We start from the raw sequence: 23,894 nt of genomic DNA, 5'->3' as shown, positions 1-23,894 counted from the left end.
CGAAATCAGAGAACTGTCCCCGGGACCCAAGGGTTTCCATGTTTGGGGTGTAGATACTCTGGTGTATGCGTGAGTGGTGAAGGATTGGTTGATATTGGTCGCCACTTCCCGTACGCCGAGTACACGGTAACAATTTACACTGTTACTACCTCAGATTTTATCGCTGGAATTGGAGAGGTACTTTAGGGAGTTGGCTAACGCGTGCGAAGCAGGTGATACCATCGAAATCAGTCGTGACCATGCAAACCCTATTGGTTCAACGGGATCTGGAGAGTTCGTAATTCGGCGGCAATCGTCCACAATTTATGCATCGAAGATCGTATCAACGCTAACTATTGAGTCCAAGTGAGGTGACATGAAGGCTCGCTGTTCGCTTACTCTTATAAGTGTGTATCTCTATTTGGGTAAATGCGGCCCTCTTATCGCTTCAGGCTAATACCTTGAAAGGAAAGATCAATGCTCTATCCAGAAGTTACGATGTCTAGTAACACAATCCACAACCCGAAAGAACCCCGGCACCTTATGCGCGCCAAGATTGTGCCTAGGACAGTGCGTGTGCGTCGTGGTGGCAAGGTGATTGCCGAGAGTAGTAATGCTTTGAGAGTTACAGAACTCGCAAAAGATATGCTCGACCCCGTATTCTATTTCCCAAAAGAAGATGTTCTTGCTCCCCTCTCCCTTATAGAGGGAAAGACAAGCTATTGCCCACTGAAAGGCGATGCCAGCTACTTCTCAATCGATGATAGCGGAGAGGCTATTGCATGGGCCTATGAAGCTGCTTTTGACTTTGCCGGGGTGATCAACGGGCGTATTGCCTTTTATCCGGATCAAGTGGCAATCGAAGAAGTTGGAACTTCATCATGACCCTCTTCCCATAGACTCTTTTAGGTTAATGATACAAACCATGCCTAGAACCTGGTTGCAATAACACTCCGCCCTTTTATAGGCACTTGTAGCGAAGGACCACTCCGCCCATTTCAAGGGTATCTGCCCGCATCAGCTCAAAATTTTTCTGGATGCCGTCAGGCTTGAAGAGAGGTGAACCAGCTCCAAGTACGATAGGTGCTAGGCATATCCGGTACTCGTCTACTAGACCCTCTCTGAGCAGAGTAGCTACAAGATTCGAACTACCAAATACGAAGATATCCCTCTTCCCGGTCTCTTTTTTCAGCGCGCGAACATGTTCGGCCGCCTCGCCTTTCAGTAGACGAGTATTTGACCAATTGGCGGTTTCTAGCGTGCGAGAGATGACGGCTTTTTCAAGCGAGTTCATCATGTCCGCAATCGCCCCAGTTTCGTTTTGCCAATAATCGGCCATCCCTTTATAGGTGCGACATCCGAATAGCAAGGTGCCGATTTCATCACCCTGTCGAAGAGAGAAGGCTTCTAATTCGTCGCCCCACACTGTTGCGTGATGGTCCAATGACCACGGAGCGGTACCTTCAAAGCAGCCGTCCAACGACATCACATTCCAAACCACTAACCGTCTCACAATCTGATCCTCATGTATTTGTCTCTTGTATTGTCTGTTGGGACTGAGCTTGATGAGGGCAGTGTCACTCAGCTTGTTAAGGCCTTGCGCTAGTAGCTCTGGGCTTCCGAGGCGGTTTGGCCATGCGTAGTTCAAATATTCTTTCGCGATATCTATCTGTTACTTCAAACCGAATTTGTCGCAGCTTGAATTGTCGCAATATCGATCTTTCTCATGGTCATCATCGCGGTAAAGGCGCGTTTTGCCTTGTTACGGTCGGGGTTCGTTGTAAGATCGAGTAACAGTTTTGGCGTAATTTGCCACGAATGGCCCCAGCGATCCTTACACCAACCGCAGGCGCTCTCTTGCCCACCGTTATCCACAATCGCATTCCAGTAACGGTCAGTTTCTTCCTGGTTTTCGGTAATAACCATAAAACTGACCGATTCATTCGGAGTAAAATTTGGGCCGCCATTCAGTCCTATAAACTTGCGCCCGAGGACAGTCAATTCAACAGTTAGCTCACTGCCCTCATGGCCGCCGGGGTAGTCAGCGGCAGCCGTATTAACACGGTCGACATGACTGTTGGGAAAAGTTGCTGCGTAGAATTCCGCCGCTTTCTTTGCTTCGCCGTAGTCGAACCAAAGACAGGTAACGAGTTCTGTCATTTTGATATCTCCTTGGGTTTTAAACGGGTCGAATACTTACTCTGCTGAAAGGCTCTGGCATTGATAGTTATGTCGGGACATCTGGTGGGCGTTCCAGATCTGATCTTACTGCTGAGCGTATCGGCATAATGTGCGCAGCTTTCCTTGAATACCAAGTCAGTGATGGGCTCCATAACTTTCGAGTTCCTATCTCTGCTTATCTATCCCAAATTGCGCTTAGACTGCCGGCCCTACTCTCGTTGCAGGGAGAAATCGCCAGTCGTGATACTTCCGCCTCGAACATAGGTCACACAAATTACACCGCTATTTGTCGTTATGGCTTGCTGTACATGGAACGCTGTAGGGATCACACCTGAACCGAAAAGATGTTTCCCGTTACCCAGGACCAAAGGAAAAAGCAGTAATTTAAACTGATCAATTAAGTCCGCTTTGAGTAGAGTTTGAATAAAGTCAGCACTGCCTGGAACCAACAAATCAGGGCCATTGCTAGCCTTGATTGCACGAAGCCTCGAGATTGGGTCATTCCCCAGCCACTCGCTGCCTTCCCAAGTAAACTCAGGTTTCGTGCGAGAAGCCACGTATCGTGTTGTACCGTCGATTTTTTTGGCCAGCTGGATTTCACTTTCATCAACACCCTCAGGCGGAGGGTCAGCAGCAACTTTTGGCCAATGTGCAGCGAAAATATTGTGAGTCCGATGGCCAAGTAGTAACTCAAATGGCGCTGCGAACACATTGCCCATGAATTGACCAACACCTTCATCAAAATAGGAAGCTACCCATCCACCAAGTTCAAAGCCCCCTGAAGAGTCCTCTTCCGGGCCGCCAGGGGCCTGCATCACACCATCCAGGCTAATAAACGTGTTTACAATTATTTTTCGCACAAGTTCTTCCCTGTTGGCTCTATTGGTCCAAATGATGCTGCGGGTGTACTTGGACTGTTACTCAATGGCTATTGAAGCCCGAAGAGAAATAATATTGCCCTTCTCTATTCGGCTTCTACTTTTCTTGCTTCCAAGTAAGCAGTCAGATTAGAAAGGGCCCGCTGCCACCCATTGCGAGTTCCCTCGATCATTCCCGAGCCAGCCAGGGACGCGATTTGTATCGTTACCTCAAGCTCTGTCACGCTTCCAATTTTTCTGATCTCCACGCTAACCAAAGAGACACTCAGTGAAGAGCTATCCATAGTTACTCGTTCGGTGAACAACAGCCGCTGCGGTCTTCTGATTTCGTAATAGTGTGTTTCAACCCGGAATCGCAGATCGCTTTTTTGACCGCATAGATGTACGTCTAGGCCTCCTTCGCGAAAGTCGTTTTCGAGAAATTCGATTGATTCATCTTCAGAGGGAGGCCCCCATATCGAGCGGGCTTGCGGGTCTTCCCATGCGGAAAATACCCACTCTCTCGGTGCTTTGATCCTTCTACTGATCGATATGGTGTCGTGGGATAAATCTTGGCTCATGCGAATCCCTCTGCGATGTTTGCAAAGCGTGAACAGCCGAGTGCAAAAAATAACGATAGTTAGCTTTTTGGATAACTATAGTTAACAGTAATTGTTAGGTCAATGGATAACCGGCGAATAGCTCCGTGTGGTTAAAACTTCAACTCTAGGTGGGATGGAGGGCGAGAAATTGGCTTATGCCTATGGGATTCGTATTGTTGGGGCATCTACCCCTTTTGTACTAAGTCATCCTGCTCTTCTGCGTCGAGCGTTTCGACATAGCTCGCCATCCGAGACATCCGGCCTTCCCACATGGCCGTTTGTGTATTGATCCATTTTTGTGCCGCTGTCAGTTGCTTGGGTTTTATCTCACAAGTTCGCACGCGACCGGTTTTCTTGGAGCGAATCAAGCCCGCATCCTCCAGTACACCAATATGCTTCATGAACGAAGGGAGTGCCATCTCAAATGGTTCTGCGAGCTCGGTGACCGACGCTGGTCCGCTTATCAAATGCTGAATGACAGCGCGTCGTGTTGGATCAGCCAGAGCTTGGAAAACAGTATTCAGGTTGTCGTGATTTTCTTCCATCTGAATAAGTATATCGGTGAAATATTGTTAGGCAATGGCTGCCGGGTGTAGCTACGTATTAAAAGCAACTTAAGGTTACTCGGAAACCGCTTATTCAGTCATTCGATTAGCCTTGCCACCTCAACGATAATAGATATGCTTCAGATGGTCTCCAAGCGCTAGTTCTGGTCCCTACTTTGATCATAGAAGCCGTTGGGGTTGATTGAATGGTGTTGGACAACAGTAATAAACTGTTTCAGTGTTGACAGACCACGGGAAACCACTTACTTAAAAGAATAAGGTGCAACAGTGATCGATTTTATTTATCAAAAGGAAGTTCGAACTGAACCGATCTCTTATACAGTCCGGGCAATGCCAGAGACGGTCTTTGATGCCTGGATCATACCCAACATGGTTGAAAAATGGTGGGGACCTGACGATTTCACGACACGTGTACTCAACCTCACTGCCAAGGTTGGTGGGTGCTTTGCTTTTGAGATGACTGCTCCAAACGGCAGTTCCTGCGTTATCTCTGGTGTGTATCACAGCGTTGACAGGCCGAAGCGATTAGTTTTTGAAGTCCACGAGCATTGCAATCTTAATCTGCCAAACAACACCGAGCCGCAAGAAAATGCATCTTTGGTTGAAGTTGCATTCAGGGGCTCTGAGCTTGGTACCATCGTTACTCTGACACATACGCTTCTCAACACTGACTACGCAAAACTGGCAAAAGTCAGTTGGACTCAATCAATTCGTCAAATGGAAGCTGTACTTACCGAATCTTTCACGAGCTAGTGTTTTCTCTAATGGGCTGGATTAATGAGTTAATGTAAGTTTTCTTTGGATCAACAATATAATCCAGCTAGCGATAACAAATGGTGCGGTTAATACAATAATATTAGCGCTCATAAAAGCCATTGCGATTGGAACGGTTAATATGCTCCCTGCAATTGGGGCTAGCCATCGCTTACGACCATTTGATAATGCAATAGCGCTCAAAGATGCATTGTAACCGAAGAGCCCAGCAAGAATTAATGTGGGTGATAAGGCCAGGAGCATGGCCAGTGATGTGGCCAGCATTCCACCAATAATACTCCAAAGCGCATGAGATTTATTCGAGATAAAAATCCCAATTAAAAAACAAATACCTGTAATGGCATTGTTCTGAAAAATGATTTGACCAATACCTTCGAATATCCCCCAGGTTGAGGTGTTTTCGTTAACGAATGCTACAGTTGGCGCTAGATCTAGTGCTGGAGCCAATATCCATATAGCCCATATCACCAGAATGTAGGGTGCAGTATAAGGCGGAAGGATAAAATGAAGCAGCATAAAGCGCATGATTATGACTGCTAAAGCACTTCCACCGACAATCAATAAAAAAGTCATTAGGGATGGAGCATATAATAAGAATATGACTACACCGATCAAAGCTCCATTGTACCCAAATAGTCCATCTTCAATTTCTTTATCAGGATAATGTAAAATGTCGGCACAAGAAGTTGCAATAATAACACCAAGTATGGCCCCAACAGCCATGGTAACTGAGTTGACTGCTATTCCGAGTAAGAATAGAAAACCACTTACGGCATTCTTTTGAAGGATGACTTGGCCAATTCCCCTGAGGAGACTGACAAGTAGGTATCTTGCTTTCGAGCGTAGAGTGTAAGGCATAGGTGGCTATGGGTGCTTTCTTTCGAAGGTACTTTGGAAATACCCACCCAATTTCTTGATACTAACCCATAGTCTGAGTGCTCTTTAGTAGTTTGAAGTGATTCACAAGAAACTACTACCCGACAAAGATAGGTGCTATATCAGGAGGGACAATATACTAATTTCTTAACCTGATATAATCAGTGATTTATTCGAGCTAGTAGAGAAAGGGCAGACGCTAATTGTTGGCACTAGCTCGGTATTTCTAGAGCGCCTCCCCTTACTTGCTCTATATTTGGAACTAATTGTGGCTGAGCTCGGTCCATCCATGGGCACCTAAACGTACCTTTAACGTGTTAGGGTCATATGTCCGCTTTAAATGGTCAGGCCCAACTGGAAAAACAGAAATATCTCCAGCTTTCGTATTTTCACGCAAGTTTTTTACCATCGTCGCATTTATCTGTGGATTGTTATAGCGATTAGGGTTAGCTGGTATATCCTCAGCTGGATAGCGAGTTGAAGAAATGATCATCATGCCCACCTGCCTATTGTACAGCTGGTGAGAAATAGACCCTTGAGCGTCTGGCAAAAAATCAAAAATGGACTGGCTCTGTGGCTTACTTTGAATGGAAGTGCCCCATCCAACATTCGATATCAAGGTACCGTTGTATCTGACGGGTTCTTCAACCGCGATCTTCACTTTTGGGATCGCCATGACATATTTCGCAATGGAGGCAGCCCCGCTCTGAACCTCTTCATCCTCACTGGAGTGACGCTCCGGAAGAACGATAATGACGCCACCAGTTTGCTCCTTTACAAAAACCTGTGCATCGGGTATCTGAGCATCACGAGTTGCGGTACTCAAGCTGTCTTTATTGACAGCGCGACTGTAACTTTCAAATGCTTTCAATACAAGGCTGATTTCTTTAGCCTTTGGTAATTCATTGACACTATTCATATCAATTTCCATATGATAGTAAATTTAGAGTGGTGCTATTGCTAAATACTATAATTGTACTTATTTTTTATCAACACCATAGAAGTATGGCCTATCAACTAATTTATTCTTAATTATTTAATTAGTGAGGTCGGCGCTATCATTCAATCTATGAATGCCTCGAATCTGGAACTAATGAATTAGTTGCCAGGTTGTAAAGCTGTATGGTTGGTTCAGAGTTTTGACCACCCTGCCCTTCTATAAACGGATATCGGGCAGGCATATTAGGGCTCAGGATAATAAGTTTGAAAAGTCTTTTTAAATAATTGTTTTCCGTCAATATTAAAAGCCTCGGCTATCCATTCTCCTTCGACCATCTCGTAATCATGTTCCAGTACATAATAATATCCTGATTTTTGATTTAGCTTAGGAAAGAACATAATTTGGATCGAGTTAGTTATCTTGCCGGAAGGTGTAGATAAATCAGGGGTGGTCCATTTTATCCGCGCAACAGCATATGCATCTTGATCCTCCTTTAAACTTGAACGGAGAATATAATTAACACCGAAACGCATATTCTTTCGAATTGGAATGCGATTCGTAGTCTTTTTTATGGGATATGGGGGCTCTCCTTCATAAAATTCACCAAACTCAATAGATGCAACCTCTGGGTATAGTTGATCAAAGCCGATACTTTTATAGTATTGACCTATCCTTTCAATCTGATCTTTTGAGAAAGAAACTCTATCCATAACCTCCGCCATAATCTGTTGCTGTTTGTTCCAGATTTCTTTTTCAAGAAAATCAAGCCGCTTTTTTGGTAGACTTTTGTTGCTCCAGTCTTTTTTTGAAAATATCTTTTCAATACATGCATCTAGATTCTTTTTTACCCCCTCACCTAAACACTGATATTTAGCCATATCCAAGTAGGCTAGATGAGAGCCTGATGATTCTGCTTTCTCAAATAGCTCGTAAACTTCTTCCTTAGTTTTTCCTGAAACGACTCCCTCATCATAAAGCTTCGCTAAAGCATAAGTGGCCTTTTCATTTCCTTGCCTAGCCGCTTTTCGAAACCAATAGTTGGCTCTTTCAGGATCCAACTTGGTATTCAAATAATGATCCCCAAGTTTGTACTGAGACTCATTGTGCCCCAGCTGAGCCGATTTCTTAAGATAAGCCAAGGCCTTATTGCTATCTGGAGATGTCCAGGTGCCCTGGCGGTATGAATTGCTTAAAAACAATAAATCATTTGCTAGAATGTCCGCAGTTTTCTTGTCTTTGTCTTTAATGGAGAGTTTTCGGCGGAGAAAATCATCAATATAAGCATATTGGTGATATTCGCCATTCCAAGTAGAATGTCCATGCCCTACGCTATTATAGGCAATAAATTCAATGTCTGATTTCAATTTTTGCATTAAATAGCGCATTCTATTAGCTTGTTCAAAACCTGATATATCGTCTTCTTTGCCTGCAACAATCAAAGTAGGAACGCTTATCCGGTCAGCTAGGCGAAATGGTGAATTCCTTGCCAAGGATTCATTCATTCCTCCAACAGTCCTAGAAACTGACTCCAGATAGCGTTCCTGCATTTTCAAGTTGCTGGTATTAAAAAGCAAAGGTAAATCATAAACACCGTACATAGAAATAACACAGTCATATTCTTCAGGCCGCTTGATCGCCAACATCATCGAAGAATAACCGCCGTAACTTGTACCAATAGTGCAGGTTTTCTGAAAACTATATTCCTGCTTGACTTCCGCAACAGCAGACATAATATCATCTTCGATAAGTCCTCCCCACTGACCGACAGCTTCTTTATTGAATGTTTTCCCAAACCCAATGGATCCACGGAAATTTACTTGAAGAATTGTGTAGCCGCGGTTAGCGAGAAACTGAACTTCTGGATTATAAGATTGATATTCGCGAACACCAATTGGCCCCCCATGAGGGTGCACTAATAAAACACCATTACTATGTTTCGGAGTCGTGATGATGGATTCTATTATTTTGTTATCACTTGAGCGCGATGCTAATGAAAAAGAAGGAGCTAAGTCCTTACCATCAAATTCCGGATGCAATTGATAAAGATGTTTTGCTTCCAAATTCTTAGTGTCAAACAGATAGTAAGATCCAGGGTCATTGGAAGCAAACACGTACGCTAAGCTTTTATTGCGCTCCGGAACCCTATCAATAACTGCAATTTGCTTCCCAGGGAGTGCCTTATTAAATTTATTTTGTACATCCTTGTGCGCAGACTGAAAATATTCGGTCACCAGCCTTCCATGGTCAAAAAATGATACTGACGATAAATTGTTGTCTTTATCAAATAAAGCATCAGTGAGATCATATCTTGGGTGCTGATATAGGATATCTAAAAATTCATTATCTTTGATGTCATACTTGTAAAGGGATATTTTATCTGAGACTGCATTACTCAATACAGCCAATACTCCTTCTTCAAAATAACCCACTGGCCGAAATATTTCAGATAGGTTGGTAGAGGAGTAAAGTTTGCTCCATTTCTTCTCCCCCTCTGGAAGGTACCATGTTATTATTAAGTCATCCTCTAAAGTTGTAGCTATCAAAGCACTCCTAGCAGCATCCCACGAATAGTTAATTACATTTTTTAGAGGCTTCTTAAACAATGTGGCTTTAGATAGCTTTCCATGTGCAAGTTGCTGAGTTGATGCAATATGTACCTGATAATAATTGCCCGTTTTCTTTGAAAAAAGTAATTTGTTTTTTTGCTTCACAAGTGGGTCAACCAAAGCCCCCCTTTCTTTAATATATAGAATGTTAAAGTCGGGATTTAAGCTTGAAAAATCGAAATAAATAAATCCATGCTTCGACTCTTTTATGGATTTATTAAAATATTTAAAGTATACTGTTGACTCATCAATCCAATGATAATCGTTAAGGATTAACTGGTCGGCATCAAATAGTAGTATTGGATGTTCTTCATTTTCCTCTGTATCCACCAGTGCTAGATAATTTTTGGTCTTATTCATATGACCCATAAGGTACCGTGCATTAGGCCCTAACTTTAAGGAAAGCACTTCTGGATTTCGGAAAAATAAATTAGCAGGCAAAGTTTCTGCAATATTGATAGAAGAGAATCCAATTAGAAATGCTAATAGAAGAAAGTGCACCCTCATAATCCATTACTTCCTTTGTGTTTGTGCGACAACATTAAAGAAATCATCTTTTCCTGGGCCAGCATATTGGATATCTTTAGTTTCTATTAGTTCTGAAAAATTTTCTTCGAGAAATTCTAATGCTTCGGTAGAACGATTTTCAAGCTCTATATGAGCCCGTAACTTGAAGAGGTTTTGATCTACTGCCCGTAACTTGAAGAGGTTTTGATCTACTGTCAGGTGACCAGCATAGCTAATCACATCTGGATTAATCTGAAAAGACCAATACTCCTCCTCCAACTCATACGAATAAAGATAATTTAGATAGATTTTATCAAATCTGTATTTGCCGGCCGGAGCTTTAAATAGGATATAGTTACTGCCCGGATGGAGGTTTTCTCTGGAGAGAAAAAAATATTTAGCTCCCTTTATTTTAATCTTATCTAAACTAAAGTTGGTGTCTATCGCAACCAAAAGAAAACCTTCATCAATCTTCAGGTTGTTTTTCTGACCATCAACAATAGGCTTTACTGCAGTAATGCAGCCACTAAGTTGAAGTGGCAACCATATACATACAATCAATATAAAATTATTTATTTTCATGTAAGACCTATTTTTATACCTATCTTCAACTCTCATCCTTGAATATTTTTTGGTAACTTGGCCTATCTCTGGATTACTAAGCGCATATAAATCTCTATCTAGAATTATTGATCTGGAGTGGTAGACACCGAGAGCACAGAAAAACGAGGCTGCATTGTCGAAGCCATGGCAGGCTCCCTTAAGCGACTTGATGCCACTAAAACACTGGTTGTACCTCAGCAGAAACTTTGAAAGTCGCTTTATAGGCTTTGCCGGTTCAGGAGAGGCTTGCTCTACAAGCTTATACCCAGATCAATAAGCGATGGGTAGGCAGCATAGGCGACTGTCGGTGCTTCCTTTGCACTACTGCCCTGCTAATTCTCCCCCTTTTTCAGGATACTATTTCTTCCGACTTTATCCAACCCTGTCATCTTACAACTCAAGGATAATTTCTCAGCATTTAACCTTGCGTTTGTACCAAATCAGGCTGTAATACCCGCTAGAACAGACGCTAGCTAAACTGCTACTACACTTCGCTAATCTATGGTTGTCCTGAATTACTTGATCGGGTGGGGGCCTCTTGTTTTGTTAGATATTTAAGAAGTAGTGCAAGGCTTCATCAAACTGAGAAAGCTCAACACTCAAGTCTTTCAGCATGTAGTCATCCATCCAAGCCGGATTGTATGTTGTCTCAAATGACAGCCCAACATCATCAACTTTTACATCGATAAACTTGCAGGTCGCATGCAAGCCACTTTTCGCTGACTTCGTGTAGGACTCACCAATAATTCCCTTTTTGAGCTTTAAAAAATTCGACTCTAGATCAGCGTTAACCTTAAATCGCTTTTCAATGAGTTCATCATCTTTAGATTTGGCGACAAAGGCCTGATCGCCTTTTACAGCGACAAAGAGCCCTTCAAAATATCCATAATCTGCCATACCTAACCGGACAAGAATATAGGCATCGGCATCCCCATATTCATGAAGAAAATCTCTAAATGCCTGCTGGAGACCGTTAGAAGGAAAGTCTTTCCACTGATTCCTGCACTCATAAAAGACGCTATTCTTTACGGAATCTCCGTAACTGCCCTCACAGGCGCTAAGGAAAAACAACGAAAGAAAAAATGTAAGCCAGTTAGCGGTAATCCTGCTATCCATAATTAATACCAATGCTGTTGAGGGGGAATCGTCATCGGGTAAGGATGAAAATTCAAAATTCTGGATATCCATAAAAGTCATCGATTTATGTGTCAGAAATATTGACATAGCAGATACTACAAGATTAAATACTGTATAAATATACACACCACCAAAGATCAATGCCCTTACCTCGTAGCACGCAAGTCTCGTTAGACACTACCCCCTACTACCATTGCGTCTCCCGCTGCGTACGAAGGGCGTTTCTGTGTGGGAGAGATGTGAAATCTGGTAATGACTATGAGCATCGCCGCGAGTGGATTGAATCCAGAATGCATAATCTGGCCTCGATCTTTGCCCTTGATATCGCCGCCTATGCAGTTATGAGTAACCACTACCATATCGTACTTTATATCGACAAAGAGAAAGCGCTGAATTAGCCGGATACCGAGGTCATTCTACGCTGGCAGAAACTGTTCAAAGCTTCCAATTTGGCCCGTCGCTACCTTCAAGGAGACATTCTCGATCACTGTGAGATGAGAAAACTAAAGGAAGTCGTCGCTCTATGGCGAGATCGCTTGATGGATCTTAGCTGGTTTATGCGCTGTTTAAACGAGTCTATCGCCCGTCAGGCCAATGCTGAAGATAATTGTACAGGCCGCTTTTGGGAAGGTCGTTTCAAGTCCCAGGCTTTATTAGATGAAAGGGCTCTTGCTGCCTGTATGGCCTATGTCGACCTCAACCCTATCCGTGCCAATATGGCAAAAACACCAGAAGACTCTAATCATACCTCGATCCAGCAACGCATTCGTTCAGCAATCTCAGGTGAGCAGCCCAAAGACTTACTACCGTTTGCTGGCAATGAGCGCCTGAATATACCTAAAGGGCTTCCCTTTCAGTTGGATCACTATTTAGAACTTGTGGACTGGAGTGGTCGACATCTAGACCCCAGAAAACGAGGTTATATTGCTGAAAGTACGCCACCTATCCTCAAACGACTAGGCATCTCACCAAAACACTGGCTATACCTCAACAGAAACTTTGAAAGTCGATTTAAAGGTTTGGTGGGATCAGTGGAGACAGTACAGCAAGCCTGTATCCAGCTCAATAAACGCTGGGTGCACGGTATAGGCGACTGTCGGCGCTTCCTTTCTAGAGCATCCTGCTAATTACCATCCAATCTATCGATACTTCTCCTTCCGGCTTGCATCCAAACCACGATTTTCCAATCCCAAGTATATTTTTTCAGGCTTTCACTGCGCCTTAACACTGAACTAGAAAGAAATAGTCGCTAGAGCTGATACTAACCACACGGCTCGCATCTTTCTCTAATCTTTGGGTGTCCTGATTTGTTATCCCTTTCAGTTGGATCACTATTTAGAACTTGTGGACTGGAGTGGTCGACATCTAGACCCCAGAAAACGAGGTTATATTGCCGAAAGTACGCCACCTATCCTCAAACGACTAGGCATCTCACCAAAACACTGGCTATACCTCAACAGAAACTTTGAAAGTCGATTTAAAGGTTTGGTGGGATCAGTGGAGACAGTACAGCAAGCCTGTATCCAGCTCAATAAACGCTGGGTGCACGGTATAGGCGACTGTCGGCGCTTCCTTTCTAGAGCATCCTGCTAATTACCATCCAATCTATCGATACTTCTCCTTCCGGCTTGCATCCAAACCACGATTTTCCAATCCCAAGTATATTTTTTCAGGCTTTCACTGCGCCTTAACACTGAACTAGAAAGAAATAGTCGCTAGAGCTGATACTAACCACACGGCTCGCATCTTTATCTAATCTTTGGGTGTCCTGATTTGTTTCCCCCATGAACTTTCCGGCTAGGCTGATTCAGATTCGTAAAGAGCAGGGATTAACCCAACAGGGGCTGGCGGACGCCGCCGGGCTGCATATCAACCAAGTGCGACGCTACGAAGCCGGGTCTTCACAACCAACCTTGGAAGGGCTGGTCAAGCTGGCCAAAGCCCTGCATGTGAGTTTGGATGAACTGGTATTCGAGGAGAGTGAGCGCGGCCCCAGTGATCGCATGAAGCTGTTATTCGAGGCGGTGGAGCGGCTCAGCGAGGAGGAGCAGTTGATTATTCGCGAGCTGCTGGAAGGCATGATTGTGAAGTACGAGGCCCGGCGCTGGACTCGTACTGGATAATAAAAGCCCCGGCAGATTGCTCTGCCGGGGCTCTTGATGGCTATTCTTTAGATAAATCGCCTCAGAGACTACTCGTTAGTAATTTCTGAACTCATTTGAAAGCAACGAGATATATCTAAGCCTATATCCCTGTAGCAATTACTGAGCTCCTGATTCTTTTCTAGGCCGTACCAACCATTGCTATAACTATCTGCCAGCCAAAGCCTGGATTTCTCGTTCCCACCTTTCGTGGAAAGCATTAACCAATGTAAAACAAGCTTGTCTTGCTCAGCGTCACTTTTCCCTTGCGCAGAACCATAACCATTAGAAATTAGCATAGCCAAACCAAACTGGGCTTCCGCATCACCAGCTTGTGCAATGGGCAACAAGACTTTATATGCCTTATCAAAATTTCCTGCTTCAACGTACTGAGCAGCCTTGTCTTTTGCCGGCACATCCTCAGCATTACTGCACGATATAATCAATAACGCTCCTAAAAAAACAGCGATCCTAAACATAAAACCACCTCCCTAAAAAGGTATTAATTCTTCATACGTTTTCAAAGATGGAGCATCTGGATTATTAAGCATTGATTTTGGTCTGGAATTATTCTTTAACCAAAAGTAGTCTCGAACAATATCTCCTTGCTGCTCCAAGCTATACTTTGAGAACGGTCTCCCTCCTTTGCTAGGCAAAACAATGGGCAACTCATATTTATAATTTCGATTCAATGCCGCCTTCCTAACATTTATGCCTAACTGATGTTGGTAGACATGCGTCATTTCGTGGATAAACAACCCTTGCAAATCAATATTCCCATCAACAGAAAAATCATCTCGGTAAGCAGTACTTTTGGGATGGAAATAGATATTCCCATCTGGAGCCATCACTACATCCTTAGGCTGGAAGAAAATATATTTATCCCTGATAACCTTAACACTGTCGTAATCTGATATTGCCTCCCCAAAAATAGAGCTTGCAAGCTCCTTTTCCCCTTCAGTCAAAAATCTAGATTCACCTACCTTCATTGTCGGCTGATAAGAATCGGTAGATGTCGCAGTTGCACTGGGAATTCCTAGGGCTTCACCACTCTGCCCAATATCAACACTACTTTCCGCAGCTCCCCCCGTCTCAGAGATATTAACTTTACCATTACTGGAAACGCTGGACTTAAGTCCGTCAACTTGAACGCCCGATCCGTCCTTCAAGTTTAGGATGACCTGCCCACCCTCGGTTACCGATACCCCTGAAATTTGATCGATGGAAATATCATTTAAGTCGACTTCAGCTCCATTGTTGCTTTCAGTAGAGCCTGCCCCCGCTTGCGTGCAATTTTCTTCTTTTCCTGCCCCTGGACACTGGCCTGCGTAGCCACTGGGGTCCGTTCCAGCCAAGGGGTTGTTGAGAATATAGCTGTAAGGATTCAGCGCCTGGCTATTGCCGGGGTCCATGATAAACGGATCTACACTCAGGAACCTACCAAGATTGTAATCATAGGCCCGCCCATTCATATGGATCAGTTCGACATCGTCCAGGTGCTCGTGATCGGTAAAGCCCCGGGAGGTGAACTGGCTGTCGAGAATACCCGGTAGCTTGTCTGTGATATTACCCAGCCGTGGCTTGCCGAATGGGTCGAAGCTGTGGGTTTCTTGCAGGTTGCCCCGGTGGTCGCCGATGGCGACAGCTGATCCGAGTCGATCCCGGTGGGTAAAGCCTATGGCTCCAGTGGTGATATTGGCCCGCTCAGTGGTAGTGAGGACCGCGATATCGCCGATAAAGTGGCGGTATTGGGTTTCACCTCCGCCGGCGATCTTTTCGAATAGCTTATCGATATACAGGGTGGTTTTGCCGCTGGTTTGATTGACCTGCTTATAGCGCATCTGGTCGGCGCCATAATAAAAGTACAGTTTGGCACCATTGCGGTTGATTTGGGTGGGTTTGTTAAAGGCGTTGTACCAGACCTGCTGGGTTCCGTTTTCATGGGTGCGGTTACCGTTCTGGTCGTAGCCGTAGGTCTTGCTACCTCCGTTTATCAGGTTAACGCTCTTGACTGCGCTGGGGCCACCACTGCTGCCACCGGTATAGCGGTAGCTGCTGGCGAAGTCGTCTTTCTTTAGCAGGTTGCCAATGGCATCGTAGTCGTAATCGATACCGGGGCCATCGGTGCGGGTGCTGTAGTCGAGACGGTTGAGCGCATCGTAGTAGTGGTTTTCTACATTTAAGGCTGGCGATTCCGAGGGCAGCTGTACTATCTGCTCCGATAGATTGCCGAAGTTGTCATAGCGGTAGGCAATACCCTGGTGGTTCTGTACCAGGCTATCGAAAGTGGTACCGGTCATCTGCCCGGTTTCACCGTGGAAGTCCCGGCCGATGGTGTAATTACCGGCGGCGACGTTGGCAAACTCCCACTCGCCCCAGGCGTTCATCTGGGTGATTTCCCGGTAGGTATAGCCACTGGCAGCGTTACTGGTGCGGTATTGATAGCCCCTGCTGTTGTAGTTGTATTGGAGGGTGAGCCCGGTGGGATAGCTGAGCCCTTTTAGGCGGCCGTAGTTACTATCGAAATGACTTTGCGTAATAAAGTCTTCGCCGTCGATGGTAGTGGTGACTTTGTAGGGGCGGCTCAGGGCATCGTAGCTGTAGCTGCGTGCGTAGCTGGCATCACTGCGGCTCTCCTGTGCGGGCAGGCCCTTGCCGTAGGTGGCAGTGTCGTAGATCCAGCTGGCCTCTTCGGTCCCATTCACACTGCGACTGTCCATACGGCCGAGGCGGTCGTAGGTGTAGCTGGTGATATCTAGGTTGCCGTCGATCTCGGTTTCCACTTCGCCAAAGCCGGTATAGGTAAACGATTTGGAACCCATATTGGGATCATCCACCCATTCCTTTTGCCCAAGGGCATTGTACTTGGCGGTGATGCGATTGCTGTTGGCATCTTGCAGGACGATGGGATTGCCGGCGGCATCGTAGGCATAGCGGGTACTCCCGCTCAAGGCATCGATAGTTTCCGTGAGCTGTTGCAGGCCGTTATAGGTGCGGCTCATTAAGCGGCCGTTCACTTGGATGTTGGTGGTAAAGCCGCTGCCCTGCTCGTGAGTGTATGTGACATCTAGTTGCTGGCCATCGGCCTGGCTCACCGCCTTTTGCAGGGCGCGGCCGAAAGTGTCGTAATTCAGATAATGAGTGCCGTGACTGGTGCCGCTGCTGGCATAGTGCGGCACCGATTCGAAAGTGGTCTGCCCCAGGGCGTTGTAGGTGACGTTACTCGCTATCCAGTCGCTGCTGTCGAAGGCCTGCAACTCGGTGCGGATCACGCGGCCAAGTTGATCGTGGTAACTAACCTGCTCTGGCGCACCGGCCTGCTGTTGAATGGTAATAAACACCGCGCCGGGCGCACGATCACAGCTGGAATCACACCACCGCTGCGCGGTGTATATGTCCGGTGCGGCCTTGAGGCCAAGTGCGGAGGGTGCAGTCATTACCGTGGGGCGGCCAAAGGCATCGTAGCTGCTACGAGAGGTCAAACCATTGGCATCGGTGACCAAACCCGGCTGGCCGAACTTGGCGTTGGTCTCAGTAGTAACCTTATGACCCAGCACGTTTTTTATGGTCTTGGGGAAGTAGTGATCGGGGCTAAACGCAGTGGTCTCCACAATTCGGGTCTTCGCCTCCCCTTCTGCGGAAGTGGTGACTTTGGTGGCGTGGCCGTAACTGTTATAAACCGTATCCACCTGGGTCCACTTGCCACTTGAGGGCGTGGTTTTTACCCGCTTAGGTTTTCGAGTATTGCTATCCCACGATAAGTAATCCACGACCACAGACTGCTGTACATCCGTATTTGCCGCAATAGAAACCCCTTTGCGGTTTTGGATGGATTTTTTGGTAACGGTTTGCTGTTCTGGTTTATTAAACCACCAATTCGCTTCGTCTGCGGGCGCAAAATCTGTGTCCGACGTAGAGACAACGATATGGGAGCTATTGGCCTCTTCATAGCGGCTTTCCGCCACCAATACATTGCCCCAGCGATCAATAGTGGTATTTTGACTCTGCGTATATAAATGCGTACGGCTATTGCCGGAGCGCTTTAGGGTGCGATGAATGGTGTTCTGCTTTTTCGGTCCGACAAAATAGGGATCGTTAGCTGAGATGTTCCACGAATCCGTCAGGGCATCCACCACCAGAGGGGAGCCGTGGCCGCCTTTGGGCCAGAACTGCCAGGTAAAGTTCGACTCCTTGAAAGCCTCGACACCACTGCTATCAGAGGTGCGATCTCCCAGCGCCCACTGTCGCTGTTTATATAGCTTACCGGCCAGTGGAAATATTTGGTGGAAATCAGACTGGGTTTCAATCCCTGCGACTAGGTCTTCCTCAATAATGGTGTGGAAGCCTTGAAAACCACGGCCCACACTGTTGTAAACTGCCCCTTTATATCGGTACTGAAGTGCATTCATCTCACCCACGCCATTGGTGCGGCGATGCTCTGCAACCACATACATACTGGAAGCAAACTCAAAATGTTCATTCCGAGTTGCTTGAGCCACAAGATCCAGGTAGGCGCCGCGCTCGTAAAACGGTTTGGCGTTACTATGGAAGCGTGTATCACCTGATGACAGTGGCCGGTATGTCCATTCATCGCGCACACCGAGCCCATTTTCTACGGCACTCAGTAGATCAATAGGCTGGTAGTTTTCATTTCCTGTCGCGGCTCCGGGATTGTAGTTAATGTAAACGCCTTCGGGTTTACCAGTGAGTGCACTGCCGGCTTTGGGGGCATTCATTTTACAGTTGGCGTTTTTGCATCCGTAACTGAAGACCAGATCCTGCAATCCCTTGCCAAAGGTATCAATGACTTCAAAATTTTTCGTACCAGCAATCAAGTTGGTTGGACGATATTCCGCTGTAATATCGCCATTCTCATCTTCATTGAAATGCAGAGCCTTGTATTTATAGATATTGGTGTTATACGAACCGGGTATGGTAGTTAAATATTCTCTGGTACCCCTAACTTGATGATAGTAGCCATATAAGTCACTGCCGCAGCGCCACTCGGTATCGCCTTTGTGGTAAACAATGCTACAGCCCTCAACCTCAATAGAGCCGGGCATGAGTAGTTCGCTTTTACCATCGCCATCGACATCCATTGCGAAGATACTACTTTCAAAAAGTGCTTGTTTAACTGTTTCGTCTCTATCGTTTACGATATCTCCATTTATATAATAATCACGGGTTGCTATTGATACACCAAGGTTAATCGGAGCTGAAAAATTTCCATTGGCTCTATTGACGCGTAAGTAAAGGGTGGAGCCGCCGCCACCAATCCAACCAACCCAATCTGGCAGGCCATCCCCATTTACATCAATAAATGTAGAGAATGGAATACGCTCTAATGAGCTTGGTTTTGCATATTCAAATCCAACGGATTCAAACTCGATGGCGCCACTATATGCTTGTTTGGTTAGCAGTAGCATACTGGGCCACAGCCTGTCACCTACCGAGTATTTAGTAAGGATTGCAAAATCAGGCAGTCCGTTACCATCCATATCACCCATTGGCGAAATTGAGGAGCGGGTATCGCACTCACCAAAACCATCAGGGTTCGTGCATCCATAGCCGACGGTTTGATAGGTATATAGAAGTTCCGCATCGGCTTGTCGATAAGGCGTTGCTGTATTTTGCGTATGGAAGTAGAGATAAATTTCGGGGTTGCGGTTATTGTAGCGGAATACGGTTATATCCGGCCAACCATCGCCGTTATAGTCTGCAACTTTCAATAGCGAATCTCTCTGATAGCCACCTGCACCGGGCTCAGGCGCATCCAATGGGATATTGGTGCCTATCCAGTTGCTCCCTGTGCTCGTATTGTTGGTATAGCCAATTTGCAAATATCCACCTTGCACTTTCCAGCTATCAGTCTTGCCATCAACATTAAAGTCTCCTTCCACACAGTGCGTGCTGAAGGTTCGAGTTACCGAGTAACAGGTCATCAGGTCAAAATTGTTTGGAGTACTATTGCCTTCGGCATCCACAAATAGTCCCGGCCAGTCCCTGACACCGTCACCATTTCGATCCCCATGGGGTGCATGTCGTTGAAGGCTGTCTACCGGACCGGGGTGTATTTCATTACCGTTGCTGTCAGTTAGTAGCCGAACCGAGTAATCGATCGGGTTTTCTAGCCATTCAAAAGTTGTGGGCTCGCGGCAAATACTACTCAGCAGATCAAATGCACATTCAGAAATCGAGCGCAATAGGGAGCGTCCACTGGTTGCACTGTAATTGCCATATTGCAATGTATATTCACGTATCAGTGTTCCGTCGTAGCGCACTTCGATTTCTGACAGGCGTTTGTTCTGAATGGTTTTTCCGTAACGCGTATACAGCGAGCTGCGGTCACTGCGATCCGTGTAGTTAAAAGTAACCTGTCGATTGCCGCGATTACTGTTGTCACCAGTATAATAAATATTCCGTAGTACTACTCCGCTATCTAATGAATATTCATACTCATATTCAATGACATTATTCCCTGAATCTTTTTCCAGGCGCTGTAGATACCATTTACCGCCCTCGCGAGCAAAGTACTCTCGTGCCCCGCTCGGGTGGTATGCAATAAAATCATCAGTGCCCTCTATGATTTTAATGAAGCTATCTTGCTCTGTTCGGTACTCTGCACCTGGGGCCCCATAATTTCCACTTATTAAGCGCAATCGTTCGCCGTTGTAGCAAAGTTTGGAGTGGTCGCGGATGTACTGGGTTCCATCTTGTGCGTAAGTAGATTGGCATTTAGCAATTACTGAGCCAGCGGAGATATTCCACCCTACTCCAGCGATACCATTACCTGCACGGCTGGAGTAATTCAGGGAAACTGCGGGAGTGACTTTATTCCGTCCTGGTGGGAGAGTGATGGGGATAGAGTAGTTGCCAGCGCCACCACTGACGCTGCCCGAACCTGCGAGCACGCCATGGAAATTACTATTCTCAGGGGAGATTCCGTTGTAACTGGCATCGGGAATTGTCCCGCCCTGGAATGCCCACTTAAATAGGTCGATTTCAACTTTAACTATTGAAGATTGGTTACTACAGCGATCAGAATTACAGGCCAAAACCTTGTACTCCCAGGTTCCATCCTCATCAAAATCAAGGGACTTCTCTGTACTTGGGCCCCGGTAGATTTCTCGCCATTGGCCATCGGGAACCCTCTCAAAAAGTACAAAGTCATAAGCGAAGGCGTGGGAGATATCATCCCACTTGAGAGTAACGTTACCGTAGCCATCTGGGCCCGATTTTATATGAAAATCAGCCGGGGTAGCCGGTTTAGGTTTGCGGATGTAAACAGAATGAGACGAAGAACGATTGCAATGTTCCGGGTCAGTATCGACGGCACAGGCACTAATAGAGTGGTTATAGCTACTTCCATGGGAGCCAGTGAATGTATATGAACTAGCAGTTTTAGCCAGAATCGTTTCTTCGCCGTCCCTCTCAATAATATAGAAGTCAACCGGTTCTGGAGGCGCTGTCCAAGTTAAGGTATAGCTGGTGCTATCACTAGTTGGTGGGTTGTTTGTAAAATTTTTAGGGGATGAGGGGATAGGCCATGGTCTTACAATTACAGTGAGCTCATCTGAAAGAGCACAGGCGTCAATGTTGCAGGCTTGTACCTGATAGGTATGGGTTGTATCTCCTGGTCCCATATTGTCAGGTTGATCATACTGGTTTTGACCAGTCTGTCGATCAAAAATATCCTGTGTTTGACCATCCTCCAACAATTCGGCACTCACCACTTCCTGGCTGTCCACCTGCCATGCAATGGTATATTGACCATAATAGCCGCTATTGTATGTACTTTGCTCTGGAGCCTGTGTCACCACTACCGATAAAGTGGGAGGAGGATATTTAACAAATATACAGGCAGGATCGGAAAAGTCGCCAGCGCTGTCTACATTTGTGGCACGAACTTTAAAGCAATTTTGCCCCCTTTCCAGGTTGCCCAGTGTTTTTTTCAGGGATGCAGTATCTTGAATGGGGCTCCAGTCTGCATTTGGGGTTTTCTGAAGCAATTCATAGCTATCCACTGTCCCTGAAGCTTCACTCCACTGTATGTCAAAGACGCTTGTCGTCAATGGGTTGCTATTGGAAAAGGTCGGCGAATCCATATCACCGGGCTTACAGTGTGGCTTTCTGATTGGATCGGAATAAGTGAAGGAACTCCAGTCACTGTAATAGCCGTTTAGATAATATCTGGCTCTGATGGCGTACTTATAATCCCTACCTGGCGCCAAGCCATCTCTGTCGTACTTTGTGGCAGTGACTGCGCTTGCCAATGTACTCCAGCTACTCCAACTACCATCGTCTGATTTAACGGACTGACGTATCTGGTAGCGGTTACCTCCAGATGCCGCCCCCCAGTTGACATCAAAGTTTGAGCTACAACTCAAGCTTGTCGGGGAAAAGCTGATACTACCGGGCTTACCGGGTTTTCGTACAACCGTCACTTTCTTTTCACTTGTATAACTCGAGCAGCCAAAGTTGTTACAAGCTCTAACTTGGAATCCCCACTTACCGCTACCCAAGTTACCGATCGACATGCTTACATCGTCTGCTGAAGAAACAAAATCTTTAGGTGAGCCCCAGCCGTTCCCGTTAATTCGCTTGCGATATTGATATTTGGTCACAGGTTGAGGCGGGCTGGACCATTTGAGGGTGACGTCACCATTTTTGCTACTCGCTGGCGCAGACATGTCACTTGGAGTGTAGGGGATAACATCTACCTCAACGGTATGGGATCCCAAAGTGTGATGCTCAAAACGTGTGCTACATCCCTGAGGAGTAACTGAATTTGTCGTTGAGCTCTCAGGAACTTCTGAACCTGGCGCGACTATAAATGGAACACCACCTCCATCACAGTATGCCACTTCTATATTCCAAACTACTTCATAGCGGTAAGAACCACCCGAAGAGACAGAGACATTCAAGGTCTTGGAAGTTGTACTCTTAAGCCTCCGGGTATAGTTATCATTCTTGAACTCATAGATATGGGATACTCCGTGTACGGTCCAACCTGGAGTGTTATAGAATCTATCAGGATAAAAACTAATAGTGTAGGTCCCGTCATAATCGCTGTCTGGACCCTTTACTCCACCAGTTCCAGCCCATATAACGGTTGAATATAGAAACCCGAAAATTAATGTAGTGAAAAGCCAAACATTACGGGTGTCCCAGTTTGATCCCTGTAGAAACAACATAACCTTAAAAGTCCAATCTTTTATCAGCAATTCCATTTGGCCGGGAAATTATCATAATTTTTACTGGTTTCTCAACGAATAAATGGGTATGTGAAAATATTCAAACTTTGGTATTAATGATTTATACATGCTTGGGAGGTTGGGCAACAAAAGTATGCTGATTCTTGGTTTTTATGGTCTCTCTTAAATAATTTTTAAGGTGCTGGAGCCTTCTTCACACTGTTCCCAAAAGAAGGGATGCTTCATCGGCTTTTATTTTCCAATTACTAGGAGGCTGTAGATGGAGGGGTTAAATTTATTTCTTTCACTCAAATATATTTAAATAATAGATTTTTATAAAATAGCCTGGAGATCTAACGAGGCAGGTCTTTATCGGCTAGTTGTGAACGTGCGCGTGCATACAATCTATTTTAAAGCCTAATTGGTATTGATTGGTAGCCTTGCAATATTAGGTCAAAATATGTTGAGCCAAATATAATAGATTCATAGTTGCTCCGCAGTGCGTGCTGGAGCTTTGGGAAGATAAGATTAAAATACGGGTTAGGTGGCAAAAAGGTAATCCTAACGGTTACGGACTCTCTTCTTGTCAATATTGGGTTTAACTTTACCCATCGTATTTTCTGTCCATCAATTTAATGTGGTCAAAATAAGTGTACACTACACTACACTACACTACCCTACCCGCTCAGGGTGAACTTCTCTCCTAAATCGAAAGGGACGTGAAATCCACAAAGTTATCAGCGAAAACATCATATGGACTCAGCTTATAATAGTGATGCCACCAAATTGACTAGCGGGTACTGACCCTAGGCTCTCTTTTAGTTACTAGTTTTGAATTGGTCCATCCTGCCTGCGGCATGTAATTCTTCTGAAACCATCTACAATTCAACACACCAGCTAAGCGCCCTGAGTGATACTTCAGAACTCTTCC

17 protein-coding genes are annotated in these 23,894 nt (G+C 45.5%); 5 read left to right on the top strand and 12 right to left on the bottom strand.

The features are described 5' to 3' along the window. The first annotated feature begins 456 nt into the window (after nucleotides 1–456). A complete protein-coding gene (locus tag ACJJI6_RS05690; protein ID WP_475712777.1) occupies nucleotides 457–864 on the top strand; it encodes a DUF427 domain-containing protein in 408 nt (135 codons plus the stop codon). 76 nt (nucleotides 865–940) lie between these two features. Here the strand turns inward: ACJJI6_RS05690 and ACJJI6_RS05685 are convergent, their stop codons facing one another. The 5 genes from ACJJI6_RS05685 to ACJJI6_RS05665 all read right to left on the bottom strand — a co-directional run bounded on the left by ACJJI6_RS05685 (nucleotide 941) and on the right by ACJJI6_RS05665 (nucleotide 4,164). After that, nucleotides 941–1,465 carry a dihydrofolate reductase family protein gene (locus tag ACJJI6_RS05685; protein ID WP_445364226.1) on the bottom strand — a complete coding sequence of 175 codons (525 nt, stop codon included), beginning with the start codon at nucleotides 1,463–1,465 and terminating at the stop codon, nucleotides 941–943. A 191-nt stretch (nucleotides 1,466–1,656) separates the two neighbouring features. After that, nucleotides 1,657–2,139: a VOC family protein gene (locus ACJJI6_RS05680; protein WP_444908264.1), complete on the bottom strand. Its 483-nt coding sequence runs from the start codon at nucleotides 2,137–2,139 to the stop codon at nucleotides 1,657–1,659. A 230-nt stretch (nucleotides 2,140–2,369) separates the two neighbouring features. Further along, nucleotides 2,370–3,020: a dihydrofolate reductase family protein gene (locus ACJJI6_RS05675; protein ID WP_475712776.1), complete on the bottom strand. Its 651-nt coding sequence runs from the start codon at nucleotides 3,018–3,020 to the stop codon at nucleotides 2,370–2,372. A gap of 104 nt (nucleotides 3,021–3,124) precedes the next feature. After that, nucleotides 3,125–3,598 carry an SRPBCC domain-containing protein gene (locus ACJJI6_RS05670; RefSeq protein ID WP_475712775.1) on the bottom strand — a complete coding sequence of 158 codons (474 nt, stop codon included), beginning with the start codon at nucleotides 3,596–3,598 and terminating at the stop codon, nucleotides 3,125–3,127. A 206-nt stretch (nucleotides 3,599–3,804) separates the two neighbouring features. Then, nucleotides 3,805–4,164, bottom strand: coding sequence for an ArsR/SmtB family transcription factor (locus ACJJI6_RS05665; protein ID WP_475712774.1), 360 nt, complete (start codon nucleotides 4,162–4,164; stop codon nucleotides 3,805–3,807). A gap of 288 nt (nucleotides 4,165–4,452) precedes the next feature. Here ACJJI6_RS05665 and ACJJI6_RS05660 point away from each other — a divergent pair, with 288 nt between their 5' ends. Beyond that, a complete protein-coding gene (locus ACJJI6_RS05660) occupies nucleotides 4,453–4,938 on the top strand; it encodes an SRPBCC family protein (protein ID WP_475712773.1) in 486 nt (161 codons plus the stop codon). Between the two features lie 21 nt (nucleotides 4,939–4,959). On the opposite strand, the gene ACJJI6_RS05655 is transcribed toward ACJJI6_RS05660, so the two are convergent. From ACJJI6_RS05655 to ACJJI6_RS05635, 5 genes are all read right to left on the bottom strand, one after another. Next, complete coding sequence (locus tag ACJJI6_RS05655) at nucleotides 4,960–5,817, bottom strand: urea transporter (protein WP_475712772.1); 858 nt, start codon at nucleotides 5,815–5,817, stop codon at nucleotides 4,960–4,962. Nucleotides 5,818–6,097: 280 nt separating this feature from the next. After that, the gene (locus tag ACJJI6_RS05650) at nucleotides 6,098–6,754 is read right to left on the bottom strand and encodes a hypothetical protein (RefSeq protein ID WP_475712771.1); all 657 of its coding nucleotides are present in this window, start codon (nucleotides 6,752–6,754) and stop codon (nucleotides 6,098–6,100) included. Nucleotides 6,755–7,017: 263 nt separating this feature from the next. Further along, the gene (locus ACJJI6_RS05645; RefSeq protein ID WP_475712770.1) at nucleotides 7,018–9,882 is read right to left on the bottom strand and encodes a prolyl oligopeptidase family serine peptidase; all 2,865 of its coding nucleotides are present in this window, start codon (nucleotides 9,880–9,882) and stop codon (nucleotides 7,018–7,020) included. 12 nt (nucleotides 9,883–9,894) lie between these two features. Further along, nucleotides 9,895–10,470, bottom strand: a complete 576-nt coding sequence (locus ACJJI6_RS05640; RefSeq protein ID WP_444897341.1) for a hypothetical protein — start codon at nucleotides 10,468–10,470, stop codon at nucleotides 9,895–9,897. A gap of 567 nt (nucleotides 10,471–11,037) precedes the next feature. Further along, nucleotides 11,038–11,769, bottom strand: coding sequence for a hypothetical protein (locus ACJJI6_RS05635; RefSeq protein WP_475712769.1), 732 nt, complete (start codon nucleotides 11,767–11,769; stop codon nucleotides 11,038–11,040). Nucleotides 11,770–11,867: 98 nt separating this feature from the next. On the opposite strand from ACJJI6_RS05635, the gene ACJJI6_RS05630 reads away from it, so the two are divergent. The 3 genes from ACJJI6_RS05630 to ACJJI6_RS05620 all read left to right on the top strand — a co-directional run bounded on the left by ACJJI6_RS05630 (nucleotide 11,868) and on the right by ACJJI6_RS05620 (nucleotide 13,751). Then, complete coding sequence (locus ACJJI6_RS05630) at nucleotides 11,868–12,026, top strand: hypothetical protein (protein WP_475712768.1); 159 nt, start codon at nucleotides 11,868–11,870, stop codon at nucleotides 12,024–12,026. 51 nt (nucleotides 12,027–12,077) lie between these two features. Beyond that, complete coding sequence (locus ACJJI6_RS05625; RefSeq protein ID WP_475712767.1) at nucleotides 12,078–12,755, top strand: transposase; 678 nt, start codon at nucleotides 12,078–12,080, stop codon at nucleotides 12,753–12,755. Nucleotides 12,756–13,412: 657 nt separating this feature from the next. Then, entirely contained in the window at nucleotides 13,413–13,751 is a 339-nt protein-coding gene (locus ACJJI6_RS05620; protein ID WP_475712766.1) for a helix-turn-helix domain-containing protein, read from the top strand. A gap of 68 nt (nucleotides 13,752–13,819) precedes the next feature. Here ACJJI6_RS05620 and ACJJI6_RS05615 read toward each other — a convergent pair whose 3' ends face one another. Beyond that, a complete protein-coding gene (locus ACJJI6_RS05615) occupies nucleotides 13,820–14,248 on the bottom strand; it encodes an SEL1-like repeat protein (RefSeq protein WP_475712765.1) in 429 nt (142 codons plus the stop codon). A gap of 12 nt (nucleotides 14,249–14,260) precedes the next feature. Then, nucleotides 14,261–22,963: an RHS repeat-associated core domain-containing protein gene (locus tag ACJJI6_RS05610; protein ID WP_475712764.1), complete on the bottom strand. Its 8,703-nt coding sequence runs from the start codon at nucleotides 22,961–22,963 to the stop codon at nucleotides 14,261–14,263. Nucleotides 22,964–23,894: the final 931 nt, after the last annotated feature.

It is taken from the genome of Microbulbifer maximicatervae (SeqCode) (genome assembly GCF_056232625.1).
Note: the sequence above shows the minus strand (reverse complement) of the source record. Positions and strands in the feature narration are given on the sequence as shown.

Coding starts and splice junctions, on each gene's coding strand:
- ACJJI6_RS05690 (WP_475712777.1), top strand. CDS start 457: ATGCTCTATCCAGAAGTTACGATGTCTAGTAACACAATCCACAACCCG.
- ACJJI6_RS05685 (WP_445364226.1), bottom strand. CDS start 1,465: ATGTCGTTGGACGGCTGCTTTGAAGGTACCGCTCCGTGGTCATTGGAC.
- ACJJI6_RS05680 (WP_444908264.1), bottom strand. CDS start 2,139: ATGACAGAACTCGTTACCTGTCTTTGGTTCGACTACGGCGAAGCAAAG.
- ACJJI6_RS05670 (WP_475712775.1), bottom strand. CDS start 3,598: ATGAGCCAAGATTTATCCCACGACACCATATCGATCAGTAGAAGGATC.
- ACJJI6_RS05665 (WP_475712774.1), bottom strand. CDS start 4,164: ATGGAAGAAAATCACGACAACCTGAATACTGTTTTCCAAGCTCTGGCT.
- ACJJI6_RS05655 (WP_475712772.1), bottom strand. CDS start 5,817: ATGCCTTACACTCTACGCTCGAAAGCAAGATACCTACTTGTCAGTCTC.
- ACJJI6_RS05650 (WP_475712771.1), bottom strand. CDS start 6,754: ATGAATAGTGTCAATGAATTACCAAAGGCTAAAGAAATCAGCCTTGTA.
- ACJJI6_RS05640 (WP_444897341.1), bottom strand. CDS start 10,470: ATGAAAATAAATAATTTTATATTGATTGTATGTATATGGTTGCCACTT.
- ACJJI6_RS05620 (WP_475712766.1), top strand. CDS start 13,413: ATGAACTTTCCGGCTAGGCTGATTCAGATTCGTAAAGAGCAGGGATTA.
- ACJJI6_RS05615 (WP_475712765.1), bottom strand. CDS start 14,248: ATGTTTAGGATCGCTGTTTTTTTAGGAGCGTTATTGATTATATCGTGC.
- ACJJI6_RS05610 (WP_475712764.1), bottom strand. CDS start 22,963: ATGTTGTTTCTACAGGGATCAAACTGGGACACCCGTAATGTTTGGCTT.